The sequence below is a fragment of the Vibrio sp. 9-16B-A1 genome (genome assembly GCF_056726165.1).
Map to the genome: position 1 here is coordinate 93,354 of NZ_JBSDZD010000011.1, position 17,026 is coordinate 110,379.

The 17,026-nt window shown below is 51.8% G+C and carries 17 protein-coding genes; 9 read left to right on the forward strand and 8 right to left on the reverse strand.

The features are described from left to right. Positions 1–144 precede the first annotated feature (144 nt). Positions 145–777: a helix-turn-helix transcriptional regulator gene (locus tag ACVB80_RS17355; protein WP_481082550.1), complete on the forward strand. Its 633-nt coding sequence runs from the start codon at positions 145–147 to the stop codon at positions 775–777. A gap of 157 nt (positions 778–934) precedes the next feature. Continuing rightward, positions 935–1,687, forward strand: a complete 753-nt coding sequence (locus ACVB80_RS17360; protein WP_481082551.1) for a substrate-binding periplasmic protein — start codon at positions 935–937, stop codon at positions 1,685–1,687. Positions 1,688–1,799: 112 nt separating this feature from the next. On the opposite strand, the gene ACVB80_RS17365 is transcribed toward ACVB80_RS17360, so the two are convergent. Both ACVB80_RS17365 and ACVB80_RS17370 read right to left on the reverse strand, forming a co-directional pair. Further along, positions 1,800–2,123 (reverse strand): AzlD domain-containing protein, encoded by a 324-nt coding sequence (locus tag ACVB80_RS17365; protein WP_481082552.1) that lies wholly within the window; start codon positions 2,121–2,123, stop codon positions 1,800–1,802. A 2-nt stretch (positions 2,124–2,125) separates the two neighbouring features. Then, positions 2,126–2,902: an AzlC family ABC transporter permease gene (locus ACVB80_RS17370; RefSeq protein ID WP_481082553.1), complete on the reverse strand. Its 777-nt coding sequence runs from the start codon at positions 2,900–2,902 to the stop codon at positions 2,126–2,128. Between the two features lie 297 nt (positions 2,903–3,199). Here ACVB80_RS17370 and ACVB80_RS17375 point away from each other — a divergent pair, with 297 nt between their 5' ends. From ACVB80_RS17375 to ACVB80_RS17385, 3 genes are all read left to right on the forward strand, one after another. Further along, the gene (locus ACVB80_RS17375; RefSeq protein ID WP_481082554.1) at positions 3,200–3,580 is read left to right on the forward strand and encodes a Rid family detoxifying hydrolase; all 381 of its coding nucleotides are present in this window, start codon (positions 3,200–3,202) and stop codon (positions 3,578–3,580) included. Between the two features lie 9 nt (positions 3,581–3,589). Then, positions 3,590–4,870, forward strand: coding sequence for an L-cysteine desulfidase family protein (locus tag ACVB80_RS17380; RefSeq protein WP_481082555.1), 1,281 nt, complete (start codon positions 3,590–3,592; stop codon positions 4,868–4,870). An 85-nt stretch (positions 4,871–4,955) separates the two neighbouring features. Beyond that, on the forward strand, positions 4,956–5,621 hold the full coding sequence (locus ACVB80_RS17385) for a helix-turn-helix transcriptional regulator (protein WP_481082556.1): 666 nt from the start codon (positions 4,956–4,958) through the stop codon (positions 5,619–5,621). A 90-nt stretch (positions 5,622–5,711) separates the two neighbouring features. On the opposite strand, the gene ACVB80_RS17390 is transcribed toward ACVB80_RS17385, so the two are convergent. The 6 genes from ACVB80_RS17390 to ACVB80_RS17415 all read right to left on the reverse strand — a co-directional run bounded on the left by ACVB80_RS17390 (position 5,712) and on the right by ACVB80_RS17415 (position 12,165). Then, complete coding sequence (locus ACVB80_RS17390; RefSeq protein ID WP_481082557.1) at positions 5,712–6,341, reverse strand: lysoplasmalogenase; 630 nt, start codon at positions 6,339–6,341, stop codon at positions 5,712–5,714. Positions 6,342–6,377: 36 nt separating this feature from the next. Further along, entirely contained in the window at positions 6,378–6,797 is a 420-nt protein-coding gene (locus ACVB80_RS17395) for a hypothetical protein (protein ID WP_481082558.1), read from the reverse strand. 301 nt (positions 6,798–7,098) lie between these two features. Beyond that, complete coding sequence (locus tag ACVB80_RS17400; protein ID WP_481082559.1) at positions 7,099–7,269, reverse strand: hypothetical protein; 171 nt, start codon at positions 7,267–7,269, stop codon at positions 7,099–7,101. 24 nt (positions 7,270–7,293) lie between these two features. After that, a complete protein-coding gene (gene yjjG / locus ACVB80_RS17405) occupies positions 7,294–7,965 on the reverse strand; it encodes a pyrimidine 5'-nucleotidase (RefSeq protein ID WP_481082560.1) in 672 nt (223 codons plus the stop codon). A gap of 104 nt (positions 7,966–8,069) precedes the next feature. Next, positions 8,070–8,855 (reverse strand): substrate-binding periplasmic protein, encoded by a 786-nt coding sequence (locus ACVB80_RS17410; protein WP_481082561.1) that lies wholly within the window; start codon positions 8,853–8,855, stop codon positions 8,070–8,072. A 157-nt stretch (positions 8,856–9,012) separates the two neighbouring features. After that, positions 9,013–12,165, reverse strand: a complete 3,153-nt coding sequence (locus ACVB80_RS17415; RefSeq protein WP_481082562.1) for a chitinase C-terminal domain-containing protein — start codon at positions 12,163–12,165, stop codon at positions 9,013–9,015. Positions 12,166–12,579: 414 nt separating this feature from the next. Between ACVB80_RS17415 and ACVB80_RS17420 the strand changes: the two genes are divergently transcribed. Genes ACVB80_RS17420 through ACVB80_RS17435 form a run of 4 tightly spaced genes read left to right on the forward strand, consistent with a single transcriptional unit; the run spans position 12,580 to position 16,913 of the window. Next, positions 12,580–13,131 carry an ECF-type riboflavin transporter substrate-binding protein gene (locus ACVB80_RS17420; protein WP_481082563.1) on the forward strand — a complete coding sequence of 184 codons (552 nt, stop codon included), beginning with the start codon at positions 12,580–12,582 and terminating at the stop codon, positions 13,129–13,131. A 3-nt stretch (positions 13,132–13,134) separates the two neighbouring features. Further along, the gene (locus tag ACVB80_RS17425) at positions 13,135–14,832 is read left to right on the forward strand and encodes an ABC transporter ATP-binding protein (protein ID WP_481082564.1); all 1,698 of its coding nucleotides are present in this window, start codon (positions 13,135–13,137) and stop codon (positions 14,830–14,832) included. Further along, complete coding sequence (locus tag ACVB80_RS17430) at positions 14,829–15,671, forward strand: energy-coupling factor transporter transmembrane component T family protein (RefSeq protein WP_481082565.1); 843 nt, start codon at positions 14,829–14,831, stop codon at positions 15,669–15,671. The genes ACVB80_RS17425 and ACVB80_RS17430 overlap by 4 nt, the downstream gene beginning before the upstream one ends. Before the next feature lie 45 nt (positions 15,672–15,716). Then, positions 15,717–16,913 carry a DEAD/DEAH box helicase gene (locus tag ACVB80_RS17435; protein ID WP_481082566.1) on the forward strand — a complete coding sequence of 399 codons (1,197 nt, stop codon included), beginning with the start codon at positions 15,717–15,719 and terminating at the stop codon, positions 16,911–16,913. The last annotated feature ends 113 nt before the right edge of the window (positions 16,914–17,026 follow it).

Below are 17,026 nucleotides of genomic sequence, written 5' to 3' on the forward strand. Positions count from 1 at the left end.
GAAGGGGCACCTGTTAAGGGTGCCCCTTCTTTTTTGGGTTTTATCGTTCAGCACCAAATACAATGATGTTGAACAATGTAACTTAGACGTGTTCTAATGCGTGTATTAAAGAGCCCCAACAATAAAGGGACAGGATTTTACAAAATGAATATCACGTTAAATTTTTCGCATTTGATCAGCTTTCTTGCTGAAGTTCTGGGTTCGACTGCAGAGATTGCCCTGCACGACCTTGAGACACCGGAACACTCTTTGGTTTATCTGAAAAACGGCCATGTTACCGGTCGCCAAATCGGCGCACCTCTCACCGACCTCGCGCTGAAGATGGTTAAAGAAACCAAAACCAAAGACCGTCCTTACCAGGTCAACTACTCTTCCGTAAAAGGCAACGGTACCCGCCTTCGTTCATCTTCAATGCTGATCAAAAATGAACAGGGTCAGGCCACACACATGCTTTGCCTGAACATTGACGACAGCCATTTCCGTGATGCCCTGAACACACTCCAGCACCTGTTCCCGTCTGCTGACATCGAGTCTGCGAAAGAAACCTTTGTACCGAGCATTCAGGATATCGAAAACCAGGCAATCCAGGACGTACTTAAAGGCCGTAACGTTGCCAGCATGAGCATCGACGATAAAGCACATATCATTGCAGAACTGGATGAAATGGGCATGTTCCTGATCCGTGGCTTCCGCCATAAAGCAGCCCGGGCACTGGGTATTTCCGAGCAGACCCTGTACCGCTACATGAAACAAAACGAATCAGAGCTGGCAAGCTAAGCTTTCTTCTGCAATCCAGCTCTTTTAAGCCGCCGTTTTCGGTGGCTTTTTTATTTAAATTCTGCGCTCCCCTGCCCGCCTGAAGTTCCCATTTGCCCCTGACGTGTCCCCCGATATGAACTATGGTTACTACATAGTAGTATGACTGGAGAATGCCATGAAACTGCCCTTTTACCTGCTCTGCCTTATCTGCCTTTCACTCCTTTCCATGCCTGTCTCTGCAGGCCGTGATGTGCGCATGGTCACGGTAGACTGGGCCCCCTTCTACAGCTCTGAGCTCGATGAGGACGGCGTGGTAACCGCTATTGCCAAAGAGGCATTTAAACGCGCCGGGCACAATGCCTCTATTCGTTTTGTGCCATGGCGACGGGCACTGAATCTGGTGGAATCCGGCGAGTACGATGTCGTGATGGGAGCCTATTACAGCAATGAACGCGCTGAAAAGTACATCTACAGTGCTCCCATGTTTAATGTCGAGGTGGGGCTGGTAGCACTACAGTCGCTGGGAGTGACCAAATACCGCACCCTGCGCGAACTGACGCCGTACAAGATAGGTGTCAGCCTCGGCTGGGCCAATGGTGAAACTTTTGACCGGGCCGATTTTCTCGATAAGCAGGAAGCCTCCAACCAGATCCTCAACGTGAGAAAGCTGTTCCGCCGCCGGGTAGACATGATTGCTATTTCGTTTGCAGTATTCCGCTATGAAGCGATGGCTATGTACCCGGATCAGGTCAAAGATGCTGTTTATCTTGATCCACCGCTTATGGTAGCGCCGTTGTACATGATGGCATCACGCAATATTGAAGATGGAGAAGCCCTGATTAAAGGGTTTAACCGGGGTCTGAAGGAGATGAAAGAGGATGGCAGTTATAACCGCATTCTGAAACGCTTTGGTTACGATCAGTTCTGATCGTCCTCCCTATCTGCAAAGACGGCCCCGGTAATGCCGAAATAAAAAAGCCCCGACCTTACGGCCGGGGCTGCGGACATATTGCTACGCCCTGTTCCCATTCGGTTCCTGGTTAACCTACCAGGTTCTGGAAAATAAGCAGTGAAGCCATACCGCTTACCACTACCCATACCAGGTCAAAACGGAGGCTGACAATCGTACATACGATAGCGGCCAAAACTTTTGGATTCTCAAGGCTGAATGCCATGTTTGAGCCTGCGCCCAGTACTTCGACAGCAATGATTGCCGGCAATACCGTAATTGGTACAAAGCGCAGCGTCTTTTTCAGGCGCGGAGACATCTCAAACGAACCGGCCATGCCAATTACCGAAAAACGGATGGCAAAAGTGACTGCTGCCATACCCAGGGTAAAAATCAGAAAAGTAGAATAGCTCATGATCATGCCTCGCTGTTTGCTGCCGTCAGATCAGCCTGCGGGGCTTCTGCGGTATTTTCTTTCTGTGCCTGCTGCGCTTTCAGTTTCTCTTCTTCTTCACGCTCAGTCGCCAGGTCCATTTGATAACCTGCAAACACACCAATTGCTGCTGCAACCACCAAACCCAGTGAGTGTGGAAGGCCTGACAACAGGATGCCGGAAACCGTTGCGACCACTGCCGCTACAATACACTCACGGCTTTTCACCTGTGGGATCACAATAGCAATAAAGGCTGCAACCATTGCAAACTCAAGACCGTAGTTTGCGATTTCAGGGAATGAGCTGCCTACCAGTGCCCCAAGCAGGTTTGCAACGACCCAGTTACCCCAGAATCCGCCCATCGCGGCCAGGTAAAACCAGTGGCTGCCCGCTTCTTCTTTACGCATTTCTGTTACTGTGGCGGCATACACCTCATCGGTCATGCCATACGCCATCAGCGCGCGGATGTGCAGAGGATATTGTTTTGAATGCTCAGACAGTGATGCACTGTAAAGCACATGACGAAGGTTAATAATAAACGTGGTCAGCATGATCACCGCCATGCTTGCACCGGACTGGAACAGACCCAGTGCTACCATCTGTGCAGAACCAGCAAAAACAGTAAAAGCCCACAACGTACTCTGAATGACATCCATGCCAGCCTGAATGCTTACCGCTCCAACAATAAATGAGAACGGAAACGCTCCAATACACAGCGGGGCTATTGCCTTAAAACCCGCATTCATCAACTGCTTTTTCATACCCGAGAACACCTTGAATTACATCAAACATACCAACGCAGCGAACAATATTCGAAGTCATACTAATTTGCAAATCATTTATTTTGCAAATTTATTTGTCGCGTGATCAGGATCAACAAAATCCAGCAAAGACGCGACAAAACGCTTGTTATCGTGATCAAAATCACGTTCAATGTAAAACACAACTTGCTCAATGCAACTTTTTTTGCATTAATATACGCAAATCAAATCGCACTCGAATCGAGTTGGAATTACAACGAACATTCGATTTTATTCATAAATGTAATAGGTAATACAATGAAAACAGTTGTTACTTCTCCAGCAGCTCCAGCAGCTATCGGCCCTTACTCTCACGGTTCTGAGTTCAACGGCCTGATCTTCACTTCTGGTCAGCTTCCTGTTGACGCTGAAACCAGCAAAGTTGTTGAAGGCGGTATCACTGAGCAGAGCATCATGTCTCTTAAAAACCTGATCGCTGTTGTTGAAGCAGGCGGCGGTGACGCAGAGACTGTTCTGAAGACAACTTGCTACCTGGCTAACATCGAAGACTTCGCTGCGTTCAACGCTGTTTACGCTGAAGTATTCAAGAAAGACTGCCCTGCGCGCAGCTGCTTCGCAGTTAAAGATCTGCCTCTGGGCGTTCTGGTTGAAGTTGAAGCTATCGCGCACAAAAAATAAGAGGTCGTCATGAAAGCTGAGTGGAAACAATACATCGACATCATTAACTCTGTCGTTAAACCTGCTCTGGGTTGTACCGAGCCAATCTCTGCTGCATACGCGGGTTCTGCAGTTGCACAGATGCTGGGCGGTGCGCCTGACACCCTGAAAGTGTTTGTATCAGACAACCTGTTCAAAAACTCCATGGGCGTTTTTGTTCCTGGTACAGGCAAAATCGGTCTGCCTATCGCAGCGGCTTCTGGTGCTGTAGGTGGTGACTTTGACGCTGGTCTTGAAGTACTGGCTAAAATCACCCCTGAAGACGTAGAAAAAGCTCAGGCGATGATCGATGCAGGTAACGTAGAAGTTTCTCGTGAACAAACTAACGAGTTCATCTACTGCCGCGCAACTGCAACTCTGGGTGACCAGAGTGCAGAAATCACGATCAGCGGTGGTCACACCCTGATCGTGGAGAAGCGTCTGAACGGCGAAGTCACTTTCGCAGCGGATACTTCTGACCAGGCGGCAGCGTCAACCGCTTCAATCTGTGAAGGCGTTGACATCAGCATCGAGAAAATCTACGAGTTTGCCACTCAAGCTGACTTTGCTGACATCGAATTCATCCTGCAGGCGCGTGACCTTAACGTTGCACTGTCTCAGGAAGGTCTGAACAACAAATACGGTCTGGAAATCGGTCGCACCATGAGCAGCAGCGTTGATGCTGGTCTGGTTGGCCAAAGCCTGACCAGTGACATCCTGATCTACACCTCTGCGGCGTCTGACGCACGTATGGGTGGTGCTACCCTGCCTGCTATGAGCAACTACGGCAGTGGCAACCAGGGTATCGCAGCAACTATCCCTGTTGTTAAGACAGCTGAATTTGTGAAAGCAGACGATGATAAGCTGGCCCGCGCTCTGATCATGAGCCACCTGGGCGCTGTTTACATTAAGTCGCACTATCCTCCTCTGTGTGCGTTCTGTGGTAACACAGCAACCAGTTCTGCAGCTTCTATGGCGATGGTTTACCTGAAAGGTGGCTGCTTTGAACAGTCTTGTGCAGCTATCCAAAACGTACTGAGCGATACTGCTGGTATGGTTTGTGACGGTGCAAAAGCAACCTGTGCGATGAAAGTAGGCAGTTCATCACAAGCCGCGATGAAAGGCATGCTACTGGCTCTTAACAACCACGCTGTAGCTGAGCAAGGTGTTATTGCGAACGATGTTGAGAAAACAATTCGAAACATCGGCCGCATGGTAAGCACCGGCATGGCCACCACCGATAAAGAAATCATTGAAATTATGGCTTCTTAAGGTGCATAATCGCTACCTTCCCTGAAGGTAGCGATTTTTTTGCTTTATGTACAACCCCAGATTTAAGTGCCAAAGGATGTAAACAATGCTGGTCACACTTTCTCTAAGTGACAAACTGATTTTACAGGCCACGTTCAATGTCGTAGATGGTATCGCAGCCATGTACGGTCCCCACACGGAAGTAGTGCTTCACAGCCTGGATATTGAAAATCCTTCGATCATTAAGATCGCCAACGGTCATGTCACTGACCGTGACATCGGCGCCCCTATTACTAACCTGGCGCTTGAAAAACTTAAAACCGGTATTGACGTTTCCGAGCCTTACTTCAGCAAAGGCCCGCAGGGCAAACTGCTGCGCTCCGTCACCACGGTGATCCGTAATGATATTGGCACCGCCATTGGTCTGCTGTGCATTAATTCCGATATGGATGCCCCTATTCACTCACTGCTGAGCTCTATGATGCCAAATCCCGCCAGCGCCGCGGCCTCTGTGACTTCATCAGAGACGTTCGCCAAGAGCCCGGACGAGATGCTGCAGGATACGATTGAAACCATCCGTAAAGAGATCATGATGGACAGTACTGTTCCCTCTTCCAAGCGTAACCGCGCGATTGTTGAGAAGCTGTTTGACAGCGGCGCGTTCAACATTAAGGACGCGATTATGATCACCGCAAACAATCTGCAGGTGTCACGCGATACCATCTACCGATACGTGCGCGAGATCAAGCAGGAACAGGCCACAACGGCCTGATCTGACAGCTGATACGAGTTGATAAAAAACGCAGGCCGGTGGCCTGCGTTTTTACTTTGTTCTTTTCCGGCTTTTCTGTTCAGGGAAGCCTCAGAGCGATAACACCGACCAGGTAATCAGCCCCTGAGCGAGATAGTAAGTGGACATAATCCAGTACTGCTTACGCTTGCTCTGGTTACGGAAACGGTTCACCGCCAGCACCAGATCGGAGACAAGAAACAGCAGCGCACCACTGAACGCGATCCCGCCAGCAGGATGATGACTGCCAGTCAGATACACTTCCCCGGCCGCCCAGGCCATCTGAACGATAACCAACATGTACACCGTTACCGGTACCACCATGGATTTAAGGTCAGGCAGCAATAGCAGGATCAGCATAATGCCGGCAGAAAACAGCACCGCCGGAAGCCACCACACCATATCCCCGTCCACCAGCGACCAGAAACCAAAGCTGTAGCAAAGATGCGCACCAAGAAACGCCGACAGACCAGCGATAAAGCGGTCCTTTGGCAGCATCAGGAAAACATCCCCAAGCGCCGATAACAGCAGGCCGCCTATAAACAGGTATGTCAGGGTACTGCTCTGCGGGTTCAGCCACAGCGCCAACGCCATCAGCAGGATTGGAGCAGGTTTGGACAGATAGAAAATCCGGTCAGGTGCGCGGCGAATCGAAAAAAGATGCACTATCGCCAGCATGATGATTACAACCCAGGTCAGCATACTCTCTCCTTAACGACGAGATTCACAGAGGCACGGTTATACCTCTGATTCATCCTGTTCGTGATTATGGGAGGTCAGCTCTTCATAGGCTTTCAGCGCATGAAACTTTTCCACCACGGCAATGTAATCTGCCTCATCTTTGGATTTATGCAGGCCGGTATCGACCGGGGCAATGTCCGGCTGGCTGGAGTGGAGCACGGCGCGCAATTCGTATTCCGGAGAAAGCCAGTAAGCAATGGCAAAGATCACGATGAATCCGGGCAGCCCGGCGTATAGCGGATGAGTCAGGATAAACACGAAGCTGAATACAAACGCGATCAGCGCAGCCCTTTTGACCTTATCAATGGTCTCGTAGGACTTCACATACAGCTGTTCTATTCTGGTCAGAGAGATGACGGACTCTTCTACTTTCAGTCCGGCAGTCGTCAGATAAGGGATTTCCTTTTTCTTAAACATCCGTTCTTCCCGGTTCCTTGTAATACACTACAGATACACAAGCTCAAGCTAACATATTGAGTTGTCAGCTTATGTGCTCATGATTACAAACTCACCAACTCAAGTTTCGAGCCGGTTCGCAAAATTGCCAATGCTACGGTGCTAAGACGGTTAAATCTCACACAACACCAACACAGCCTGACGCCGGTCTGACATGGCATACCGTGCCAGACGTCAGTATAGAGGGGCAGTCAGCAATCACCGGCTGACTGCTCCGAATCTCACTGCTTACAGATTCCCCTGATAAATTTGAGTCAGTTGCTCAGAGCCTGCCGGATGCAGGCTTTTTCTTTTTCTGCTCCATGCTTTCAGTCTTTTGAACTTCCTGCTCCTGTGAAACTTCCGGCTCCTGCTGCTGACGGGAACATCGGATCCGCGGCTTTCCAACCAGAAATGGCGTCAATGCAGACATAGAAGGCATAAAATGTTTCATACATACTCCTTTGGGCCGCTTGCTTCAGCCCACAACCTGATGAAAATCTTCCCAGCGGTTCAGTTCATAATGGGGCTGGATATCCTCAGGGCGCACCTGCCCGGAGAGGTTCAGCCAACAGGTATCCACACCGGCATTCAGGCCACCTGCCACATCAGAATGAATGTTGTCTCCGACCATCAGCACCCGGCTGCGCGAAGGCTCGCCCATACAGCTGATTGCATGATCGAATATCGCCCGGTCAGGCTTGGCCACCCCGAGCTGTTCAGAAATAAAGACGTATTCGAAATAGTCACTCAGGCCGGTACGCTCCAGGCGGACACTTTGAAGCTGAGTAAAGCCATTTGTAATGATACCAAGCTGCGCCTGACCGCGGATCTGGTCCAGCATCTGCTGCACACCAGGCAGCAGCTGACAGATCTCTGCCATGGCATCAAGAAAGAGGCGGTTAAGTTCTGAAGTGGTGGTCGCGAGCCGGTCAGCCCAGGATTCAAAACGCTGGTTTTGCAGTTGGTGAGCGGTGATTTCGCCGTTCTGATATTTATCCCACAGCGGCCTGTTGACCAGCTGAAACTCATCATAATCCTGTCTGGAGAAGTCAACGCCAAAGCGGGAAAACATAGTCTGCAACCCTTTGAACGCATCAAAGCTGAACAGGGTTTCATCGGCATCAAACAAAATCCAGTCGTATTTCATTACTACTCCGTCAGAACAGGATTGGATTGAGGGCACAGTTTAGCCCTTTAAGTTACATTTTGTAAAATGAGTTTTTCTCGCGGGGTGCGGTTATCAAATTGATTTCATTTACGTTTGGCTGCCCAGTCTTCCACACCATAGCGGGTCAGGATCTGTTTTAACGCACCTGATTTTCTCAATGAGTCCAGCTCAGTATCAAATTCATTCGCCCACTGCTGAGCACGACTGTCGGCTGGTGTAAAGCCTATCACCAAAGGCAGGGGGGCGAGGCATCCCACCTCTTTGATTTGTGACTGCTGACCGGACTGCATAGCAAAATGGCGCATGGCATCCCTGTCTTCGACAATCACATCCACATTTCTGGCCAGCAGCTGCTCCATCAGCCGCGCCTGCCGGTACTGCTCTTCACCGCTATAAGCGTAGATACGGCTGTTACGATACTGAGCGATATGGCTGTCAATCGGGCCATAGCTGTATCCGGCCACAACGCCCAGCTTTACCCTGGCCAGGGATTCCGGCTGACTGTAGTGCCAGCGCCCTGACGGACGGGAATAGAAACAGAGGTTCACCTGTCCAATCGGCTGCTTTGGTACCACCAGCCCCGGGATATTGGTTTGCAGAGTCGCGACCATTCCTGCGTACTCACCGTTGTAGGTTTTTTGCTTTTGTCTTGCCAGCGGCTCACTGGTGTAATCACTGAGGTAGCCCATATTACGCATGACCGCATCAACGATCTCCACACTGTAGCCCGGAAGCTGAGCCTGAAGCCGCTCCCCTTCAGCGAACACAAACGGACGCCAGTCACCGGTAACAAACTGCATGGTTTCTGTAGCCTGTACGCCCGTTGTTGCCAGGCTGCCAAGCAACGCCAGTATGGTGGCTGCTCTCATTTACTTTCCTCTTGCTAACGACCAGTATTAACCGTATGAAACCACTCTACCCTATCTGCTCTGCACATCCAGCATCAGACAGATTAAGCGACGAAAAAATAACAAAAAAGCGCACAAACCGTTCGATTTGTGCGCTCAGCATCACAGTTTATTCCTGTCAGATGTTACAGACAGTGCTCCAGCTGCCATCGCTGCCAGGCTCAGAAGCAGTCCACCAGTTGGCCTGATAAACAGTGCCGTTATAGATCACTTTGTCGCCCTGGTTCGCGTGGCTTGGATTACCCTGCCAGTCCGTCTGAGGGAAATCCGGGTAAGTCACAAGGCCGCTGGTATCACAGGTTCCGCCATTGTTACCATTGTTGCCGTTGTTCCCCCCCTTACTCAGGTCCGCGACCGGCAGATCTGGCTGCTCAAACTTGAACGCGTAGTCCACACCATTCACTTTCACTGCGTAGTTCGCAGGTCCGGAGATTGGCAGGTAGTAGACCATATCCAGCTCGTAAGTCGCACCGGCCGGTAAAGACTTCCACGTTGGCAGGCTGAAAGCCACGCGGTGCATGGTGCCGTCAAGTCCGCCCACGTTGTTCGCACGGGTATGACCGGATGCGATTACCGTCAGGCCACCACCAGACTGATCTTTGGCATTATCCGGCGCCGATACCGGAATATCGAACTGGAACTCAGTGCCACCAGGCAGATCCACACCGGTGTTGTTGGTGAAGGTCAACTTAGGATTGATTGGGTAGTTCTGGTCACCGACCTTAAAGCCACCTACTGAGACCGCAATGTCCACTGCTTCAGCAGGCAGAGCCCCTGTCGCGATTTTGTTGCCATAAGGCGTTGCTGCCTTGAACTTGTCGTAGATGGCTTTGGTCATGGTGTTACCCATATGGTATTCACCATTGCCTGTCTGACAAGCCTGCTCGGTTTCATCTACCGTTGTACGGTTACCATTGGCATCCAGTACATAACAGTTGTAGTCACCCGCCAGCTCCCAGAACATGATGCCGCCGATACCCTTGTCGATAACGTAATCGGATTTCACTTCGATTGACACTTTATCTTCCGTTGACAGGAATACCGATTTCTCTGCGTTCCACAACCATGGTGCGACCGCTACACTGTCGTAATGGCGGGTATAGGTGCCCACCAGCACGTCGGTTGGATCGTTAACCGGGTCCAGCTTGTACGCGGCGGCGTAAGAGCCCCAGATACCTTTTTCCAGGTTCTTGGCGTGCCACATCGGGTTCGAACCTGCGCCCATCTCGTTGCCTTTCGGATCGGTATCGTGCCACATGTTATCGATACCAATTGCGCCGTGGCCACAGTTGTTCTTCTCACCTTCACCGGTACCGGCTGGACATTCAGCCTGGTTCGGCAGCGCGGCGCGGCCCCACAGACCATTGTCACCGCCGGTTACGCCCTGCCAGCCACGGGTGTAGTAAGGTACACCAATGTTGATACGGCCCGCAGGCATAGAACCGCGGAAGTAGTGGTATGCCCAGTCAGTGTTCAGGTAACCGATCCCGCCATAAGCAGCCGTTCCGTACACATTCCACTGCGCCAGCTCAGAGTCGAGACCTGTGTCGAACAGCGCTGCGTTATGACCAACGTGATCATTCCACGCACCGTGCAGGTCGTAAGACATGATGTTGACGTAATCCAGGTATTTAGTCACATCAAAGGTTTCCATACCGCGCAGCAGGTAGCCGGAAGACGGCGCTGCAATCGTCAGCATGTAGTGATGACCATCCTGCGCAGACGCAGCATCGAGTTTCTCACGCAGAACTTTCATCAGTTCCTGATAAGAAGCCCACAGGTAAGCACGGCGTGGTTCCATGAAGTCTTTATCATACGGATTACCGGCGCCGGCCATTGAAGTCGGGTACTCGTAGTCAATATCCAGACCGTCGAACTTGTACTGACGCATCATCGCCACCGCGGAGTCAGCAAACTTCTGAATACCTGCGTGGTTAATGGAGCCGTCTGCGTTAGTCGTCATGGTGTAGAAGCCACCGTCTGCCACACGCGAGCCGTCAGCAGCGAAGTGACCACCGGTTTCCGCCCAGCCACCGATTGAGATCAGCGTCTTAACGCCGTGCTTAGCTTTGGCAGTCGCCAGGGCACCAAAGTGACCTTTAAAGCCCAGCGCCGGATCGATTTCTACGCCAGGCCACTCTTTACCGGTCGCGGCGTTAGTTGGATCGGTAACATCACCCACGTTCACTTTGCCATCTGCGCCGATACTGACGAAGGCATAGTTAATGTGAGTCAGTTGCTCCCATGGAATGTCTTTCACCAGATAAGCTGCCTGCGGGTCATCCCCTGCACGCCAGCTGGTAAAGTAACCGATAACACGGCGTGGATGGTCAGCGCCCATCTTCTCTCGGCCGTCCTGGTCATAAATAGTACAGTAAGGAACCTCAACACCCGGAGTCTGGTACAGGCCGTCCGGACGACAGGTCGATACCACAGGGCCACTGTTCACCGTCAGAGTCGCGGCGGCAGAATCTGCAGTAGCGCCAAGGTTATCCGTAGCTTTCGCGTAAACAGACAGGCTGCCCGCGCGGGTCGCTGTGTAATCGAGAGTATAAGGTGCGGCAGTTACTGTACCGACCAGTTCGCCGGCAACAAAGAACTCAACTTTGTCGACGGTACCATCCGGATCAGAAGCCGTTGAGGTCAGGGTAACCACGCCCCCCACATCCACACTCGCTGCAGACAGGGCCACATCAACAACCGGAAGCTCATTCACCGGACCAACAGAGGTTTCAACGGTCACTGTCACTGAACTCAGTAGGCTCACCGCGCCCTTATCATCCGTCGCTTTCGCTGCCACTGTATGGCTGCCTTCAACCGCAGTCCAGCTTGCGCTGTAGGGTGCTGCTGTTGCAGTCGCAACCACCACACCATCTACAAGAAACTCCACCTGAGCCACAGTGCCATCACTGTCGGCGGCAGTCGCGGTGAGTGCAAGCACATCACCCACGGTAGCGGTGGCGCCAGATGCCGGAGCAGTCAGTGTTGCCACCGGCGGATCATTAACAATCACGCCTCCCTCACAAACGTCAACCAGAGCCCATGCGCCCCACTCTCCTGCGGTCGCCGGATTTTCGCCCTGACTCCAGTATTTCGCATTATATGCACTGTTTTCATATTGAACCTGAGCACCACCATTATAGGCAGTGCCAGCATCCCACTGGGGCAGTGCAGAGCAATCTACCGCGGCGTAACTGTTAAACGCGAGTAGACAGCCTGCTGCGACACTGGATAAAGGAAAAATCCCTTTACTGCGTGTTACAACTTTCATACCGTTTTATTCCTTATGTTATTGTTTCACATCGACAAAGCTTCGGAGAATTCCATCTCCAAAACTTAAATTTCCGAATAAAATAACTTTAGAATATGTACGGAATGGCATGCGAAAAATGTTCCTGTTCTTAACAGTTACTCGCAAATTAACGCTACAACAATGCAACAAAGCGCTCTTTTTTTGCATAAAGAACAAACATACTCATCACCCGGCTGCACTGTGCTTTCACGCTAAGTCATAACAAAGCAGAAGTTCAGTTTATAGGCAAAGAACCATTTTACAGGCCGGAAGTAAGCCAGATTTCAGCATTTTAGATGGCCGGAAATCTGAATTTCTGCTAGAATTCGCGCCTCTTTTTTCCCGGTGGTTGTAACCTGAACAGCCACTATTGCATTGCAAAAGGATAGCCTGATGAATTTCACTGCTAAAACCGTTGTTGTTATCGCAATCGGCGCTGCGCTCTACGGTATTGGTGGCCTGCCAATGTTTGGCATTCCGGTGTTTGCCAACACTACCTTAAAGCCTGCGATGGCGATTCTGGCCCTGTTTTCTGTTCTTTTCGGCCCTGTGGTGGGTTTTCTGGTGGGCTTTATCGGCCACTGGGTAACGGACCTTTTCGCTGGCTGGGGCGTATGGATCACCTGGGTACTGGGCTCAGGTATCGTTGGCGGCCTTATCGGTCTGTTCCCGCTGCTGACCAAAAAGCGTCTGGAACGTGGTGAGCTGCCGGGTCGTGACCTGGTTCTGTTCGTTGTCCTTGCCCTGCTCGGTAATGTCATTGGTTACGGCTGCTCTGCCCTTTTAGACACCATTTTGTATGCCGAACCGTTCACCAAAGTGTTCACCCAGCTGACGATCATCGCCAGTGGCAACACCGTTCTTATCGCCATCGTTGGCTTCATCATTCTGAAATCGGTGGCCAAACGTAAACAACAAAGCAGTAACCTGAGCGAAGCAGACTAACCCATGTGCATCGAATTTTCTGACTTCTCTTTTCGATATGCGTCACTGGACAAACCGACGCTGAAAAATATCAGTCTAAGGATAGAGCAGGGAGAAAAAATCGTTATCGTTGGCCCAAGTGGCAGCGGTAAATCCACGCTAGGACAATGCCTCAACGGCCTGATCCCGCACGCGGTAAAAGGCGAGATCAGCGGCAGCCTGACGTTAAACGGTCAGGCCTGTCAGAAACTCAGTCTTCACCAGATCACCGAACAGGTCGGCACGGTACTTCAGGATACCGACAGCCAGTTTGTCGGCCTGAGCGTCGCCGAAGATATTGCTTTTGCACTGGAGAACCAGTTGGTTCCTCACGGCGACATGCTCGAACAGGTTCAGAAAACCGCTGAAATGGTCGAACTGGAAAGCCTGCTGGAAAAATCCCCGCACGACCTTTCCGGCGGCCAGAAACAGCGCGTTTCCCTTGCAGGCGTCATGGTTGATGACGTCGACATTCTGCTGTTTGACGAACCTCTGGCCGCGCTGGATCCGAAAACCGGCAAAGCCGCTATCGAAATCATCGATGATCTGCACAAAAAGTCAGGCAAAACGGTGATCATCATCGAACACCGCCTGGAAGATGTGCTGCATCGTCCGGTGGATCGCATCGTGCTTATCGATAACGGTCAGATTCAGGCCGATATGAAGCCGTGCGAGCTGCTGCACTCCCCTCTTCTGGCAAAACATGGCATCCGGGAACCACTTTACCTGTCTACGATGAAAAGCGCCGGTTGTGAGATTAATGCCGCCGAGCCACTGGCTCAGTTTGGCAAGCTGGATTTCAGCCATCATCAAAGCGCCATTCAGAGCTGGTTTCATCAGTCTGCGCCGAAGCAAAATGCTTCAGAAACTGCGCCACTGCTGGAACTCAAACAGCTCAGCTACTCGTATGACGGCGAGAAAAACGCCCTGGAAGACATTTCCTTCTCTGTAAGCAAAGGGGAAGTGTGCGCCATTCTGGGTAAAAACGGCTCAGGCAAGTCTACCATTACCAAACTGGTGATGGGGGTGCTGAATCCGGATCAGGGCTCACTGCACTTTGACGACCGCGACATGGCAGAAATGACCATCTTTGAGCGCAGCAGTAAAGTGGGTGTGGTGATGCAAAACCCTAACCACATGATCTCCCAGCACATGATCTTTGATGAAGTCGCATTCGGCCTGCGTAACCGCGGCGTGGATGAAAACACCGTCAAAGAGAAAGTACTGAATGTACTTGAGCTGTGTGGTCTGTCCAAATACCGCAAATGGCCGGTAGAAGCGCTCAGTTACGGCCAGAAGAAGCGCGTGACCATCGCCTCTATTCTGGTACTGGAGCCGGAACTGCTGATCCTGGATGAGCCAACCGCCGGTCAGGACCACCGTAACTACACCAGCATGCTGCGCTTTATCCGCCGCCTGAACCGCGAACTGGGGATCAGCGTGGTGATCATTTCCCACGACATGCACCTGGTACTGGAATACACCGACCGCGCGATTGTGATTGCTGACAGCAAACTGATCGCCGACGCTCCGGTTGCTGAAGTCTTCGGCCAGCCGGAGCTGCTGGACAGAGCCAACCTTGCGCCAACCAGCCTGTACCACCTGGCAGAGAAAGCCGGGATTGCAGACAGCCTCGCGTTTATCAACCACTTCATTTCCTGTGAGCGGGAGGCCATGGCATGAGCAAAATGAGCAAAGCGCAGTTCGGTATCAACTACGTCAACACTGGCTCAGTGCTGCACGGCCTGAACGGCATCACCAAGTTCGTGCTGTTTATCGCCTGGATCACTGTGGTACTGACCACGTTTGACCTGCGCATTATCAGCGTGATGATCGCAGCCGGCCTCACCCTGTTGCGGATAAGCCAGGTCCCGTTCCGGGTATACCGGCCACTGCTGATTGGTACCGCCAGTGTCCTGACCCTGAACGCCCTGTTTATGTTTCTGCTGGCCCCAAACCAGGGCAGCGAACTGATCGGCAGTCACACTCCACTGGTGACCGTTTTTGATGACATCAGCCTGACTCAGGAGACCCTGTACTACCTGTTCACGGTTACGCTGAAGTACTTCAGCATGTTCCCAATCGCGCTGGTATTTGTGTTTACCACTCACCCAACCGAGTTTGCCGCCAGCCTTAACCGCCTTGGCGTGCCTTACAAGATTTCCTATGCGGTCAGCCTGACCCTGCGCTATTTGCCGGAAGTGAAGAAAGATTTCGTCAACATCATGCACGCCCAGCAGGCGCGCGGTGTGGATCTTTCCTCCAATGCACCGCTTATCCAGCGCTTTAAAAATGTAGCCAGCATTCTCGGGCCGCTGATTTTCTCCAGCCTGGACCGGGCGGATGAGATCTCCAACGCCATGACCCTGCGCGGCTTTGGACGCAACAAACGCCGCAGTTGGTACAGCCTTAAGCCACTGACCGGCACAGACAAACTGGTGATTGCCGCTACACTTCTGATAGTCAGCGCCGCCATTGCCAAACGTATTTATGAACCAGCCCTGTTCTGGTACCCGTTTTAATCATGGCGCGCTGCGGGGCGTCATCTGTTTATTGTGAGAAGCATTATGTCTTTTGACCGTCTTGGCCTGAGCCAGACCATTACCCAGGCTGTCAGTGAGCTGGGTTACCAAACCCCGACCAAAATCCAGAAGCAGGCGATCCCACTCGTTCTGCAGGGCCACGACCTGATCGCTGCGGCGCAAACCGGTACCGGTAAAACTGCAGGTTTTGTGCTGCCGATCCTGGAAAAACTGTCTCAGGGCGAAGCCGGACGTAAAAAGCGCTTCCGCGCCCTGATCCTGGCCCCTACCCGCGAGCTGGCACTGCAAATTGAAAAAAGCGTGGCAGATTATGGTCAACACACCGGCCTGAAAGCTCTGGCCGTTTATGGTGGTGTGGGTGACGCGCCTTCAAAACAGGCGCTTATTGAAGGCATCGATATTCTGATCGCCACCCCTGGGCGCCTGCTGGATCTCTACACCCAGCGCGCTCTGCATTTCGATGAGACCGAAATCATGGTGCTGGATGAAGCCGACCGCATGCTGGACATGGGCTTTATCGAAGACATCAACAAGATCCTGGATAAACTGCCGGAAGACGTGCAGAGTCTGCTGTTCTCCGCCACCCTGTCCAAAAAAGTGCGTGAGCTGGCCAGAACCGCGATTCACAATCCGAAAGAGATTGCGATCAGCGCGGCCAGCGCCAGCAAAGCAAACATCGAGCAGTGGGTTATTCCGGTCGATAAAGACCGTAAATCTGCTCTTCTGAGCCATCTGATCACTGAAAACAACTGGCAGCAGGCGCTGATCTTTATCAAAACCAAACAGGGCGCCGCAAAACTGGTCAGCCAGCTGGAAAAACGTGATATTAAAGCGGAAGCTTTCCACAGCGGCCGCAGCCAAAAATCCCGCGAGCAACTGCTGGAAGACTTCAAGGCCGGTAAGGTTCAGTTCATGGTAGCAACCGGTGTGGCATCACGTGGTATCGACATCGACAACCTGGAGCGCGTAGTAAACTACGACCTGCCTTTCCCGGCAGACGACTACGTTCACCGCATCGGCCGTACCGGCCGCGCCCTGGCCAAAGGTGAAGCGATCTCTTTCCTGTCGAAAGATGATTTCAAAAACCTGTGCATGATCGAAAGCCGCCTCAACCACCTGCTGGAACGCCGCGATGTGGAAGGGTTTGAGCCGCGTAAACCTGTGCCAATTTCAATTCTGAATTATGTGCCTAAGCATAAGCGGAAGGATAATCAGGACTGATTTTTTAGTTCTTACCGGGATTTTGTCAGGTGTTCAAACGCCGTACAAAATCCCGGCTTTCACCTTTCCCACAGCTCCCACAGCTCCCACCGTGTCATCCTGAATTAATTTCA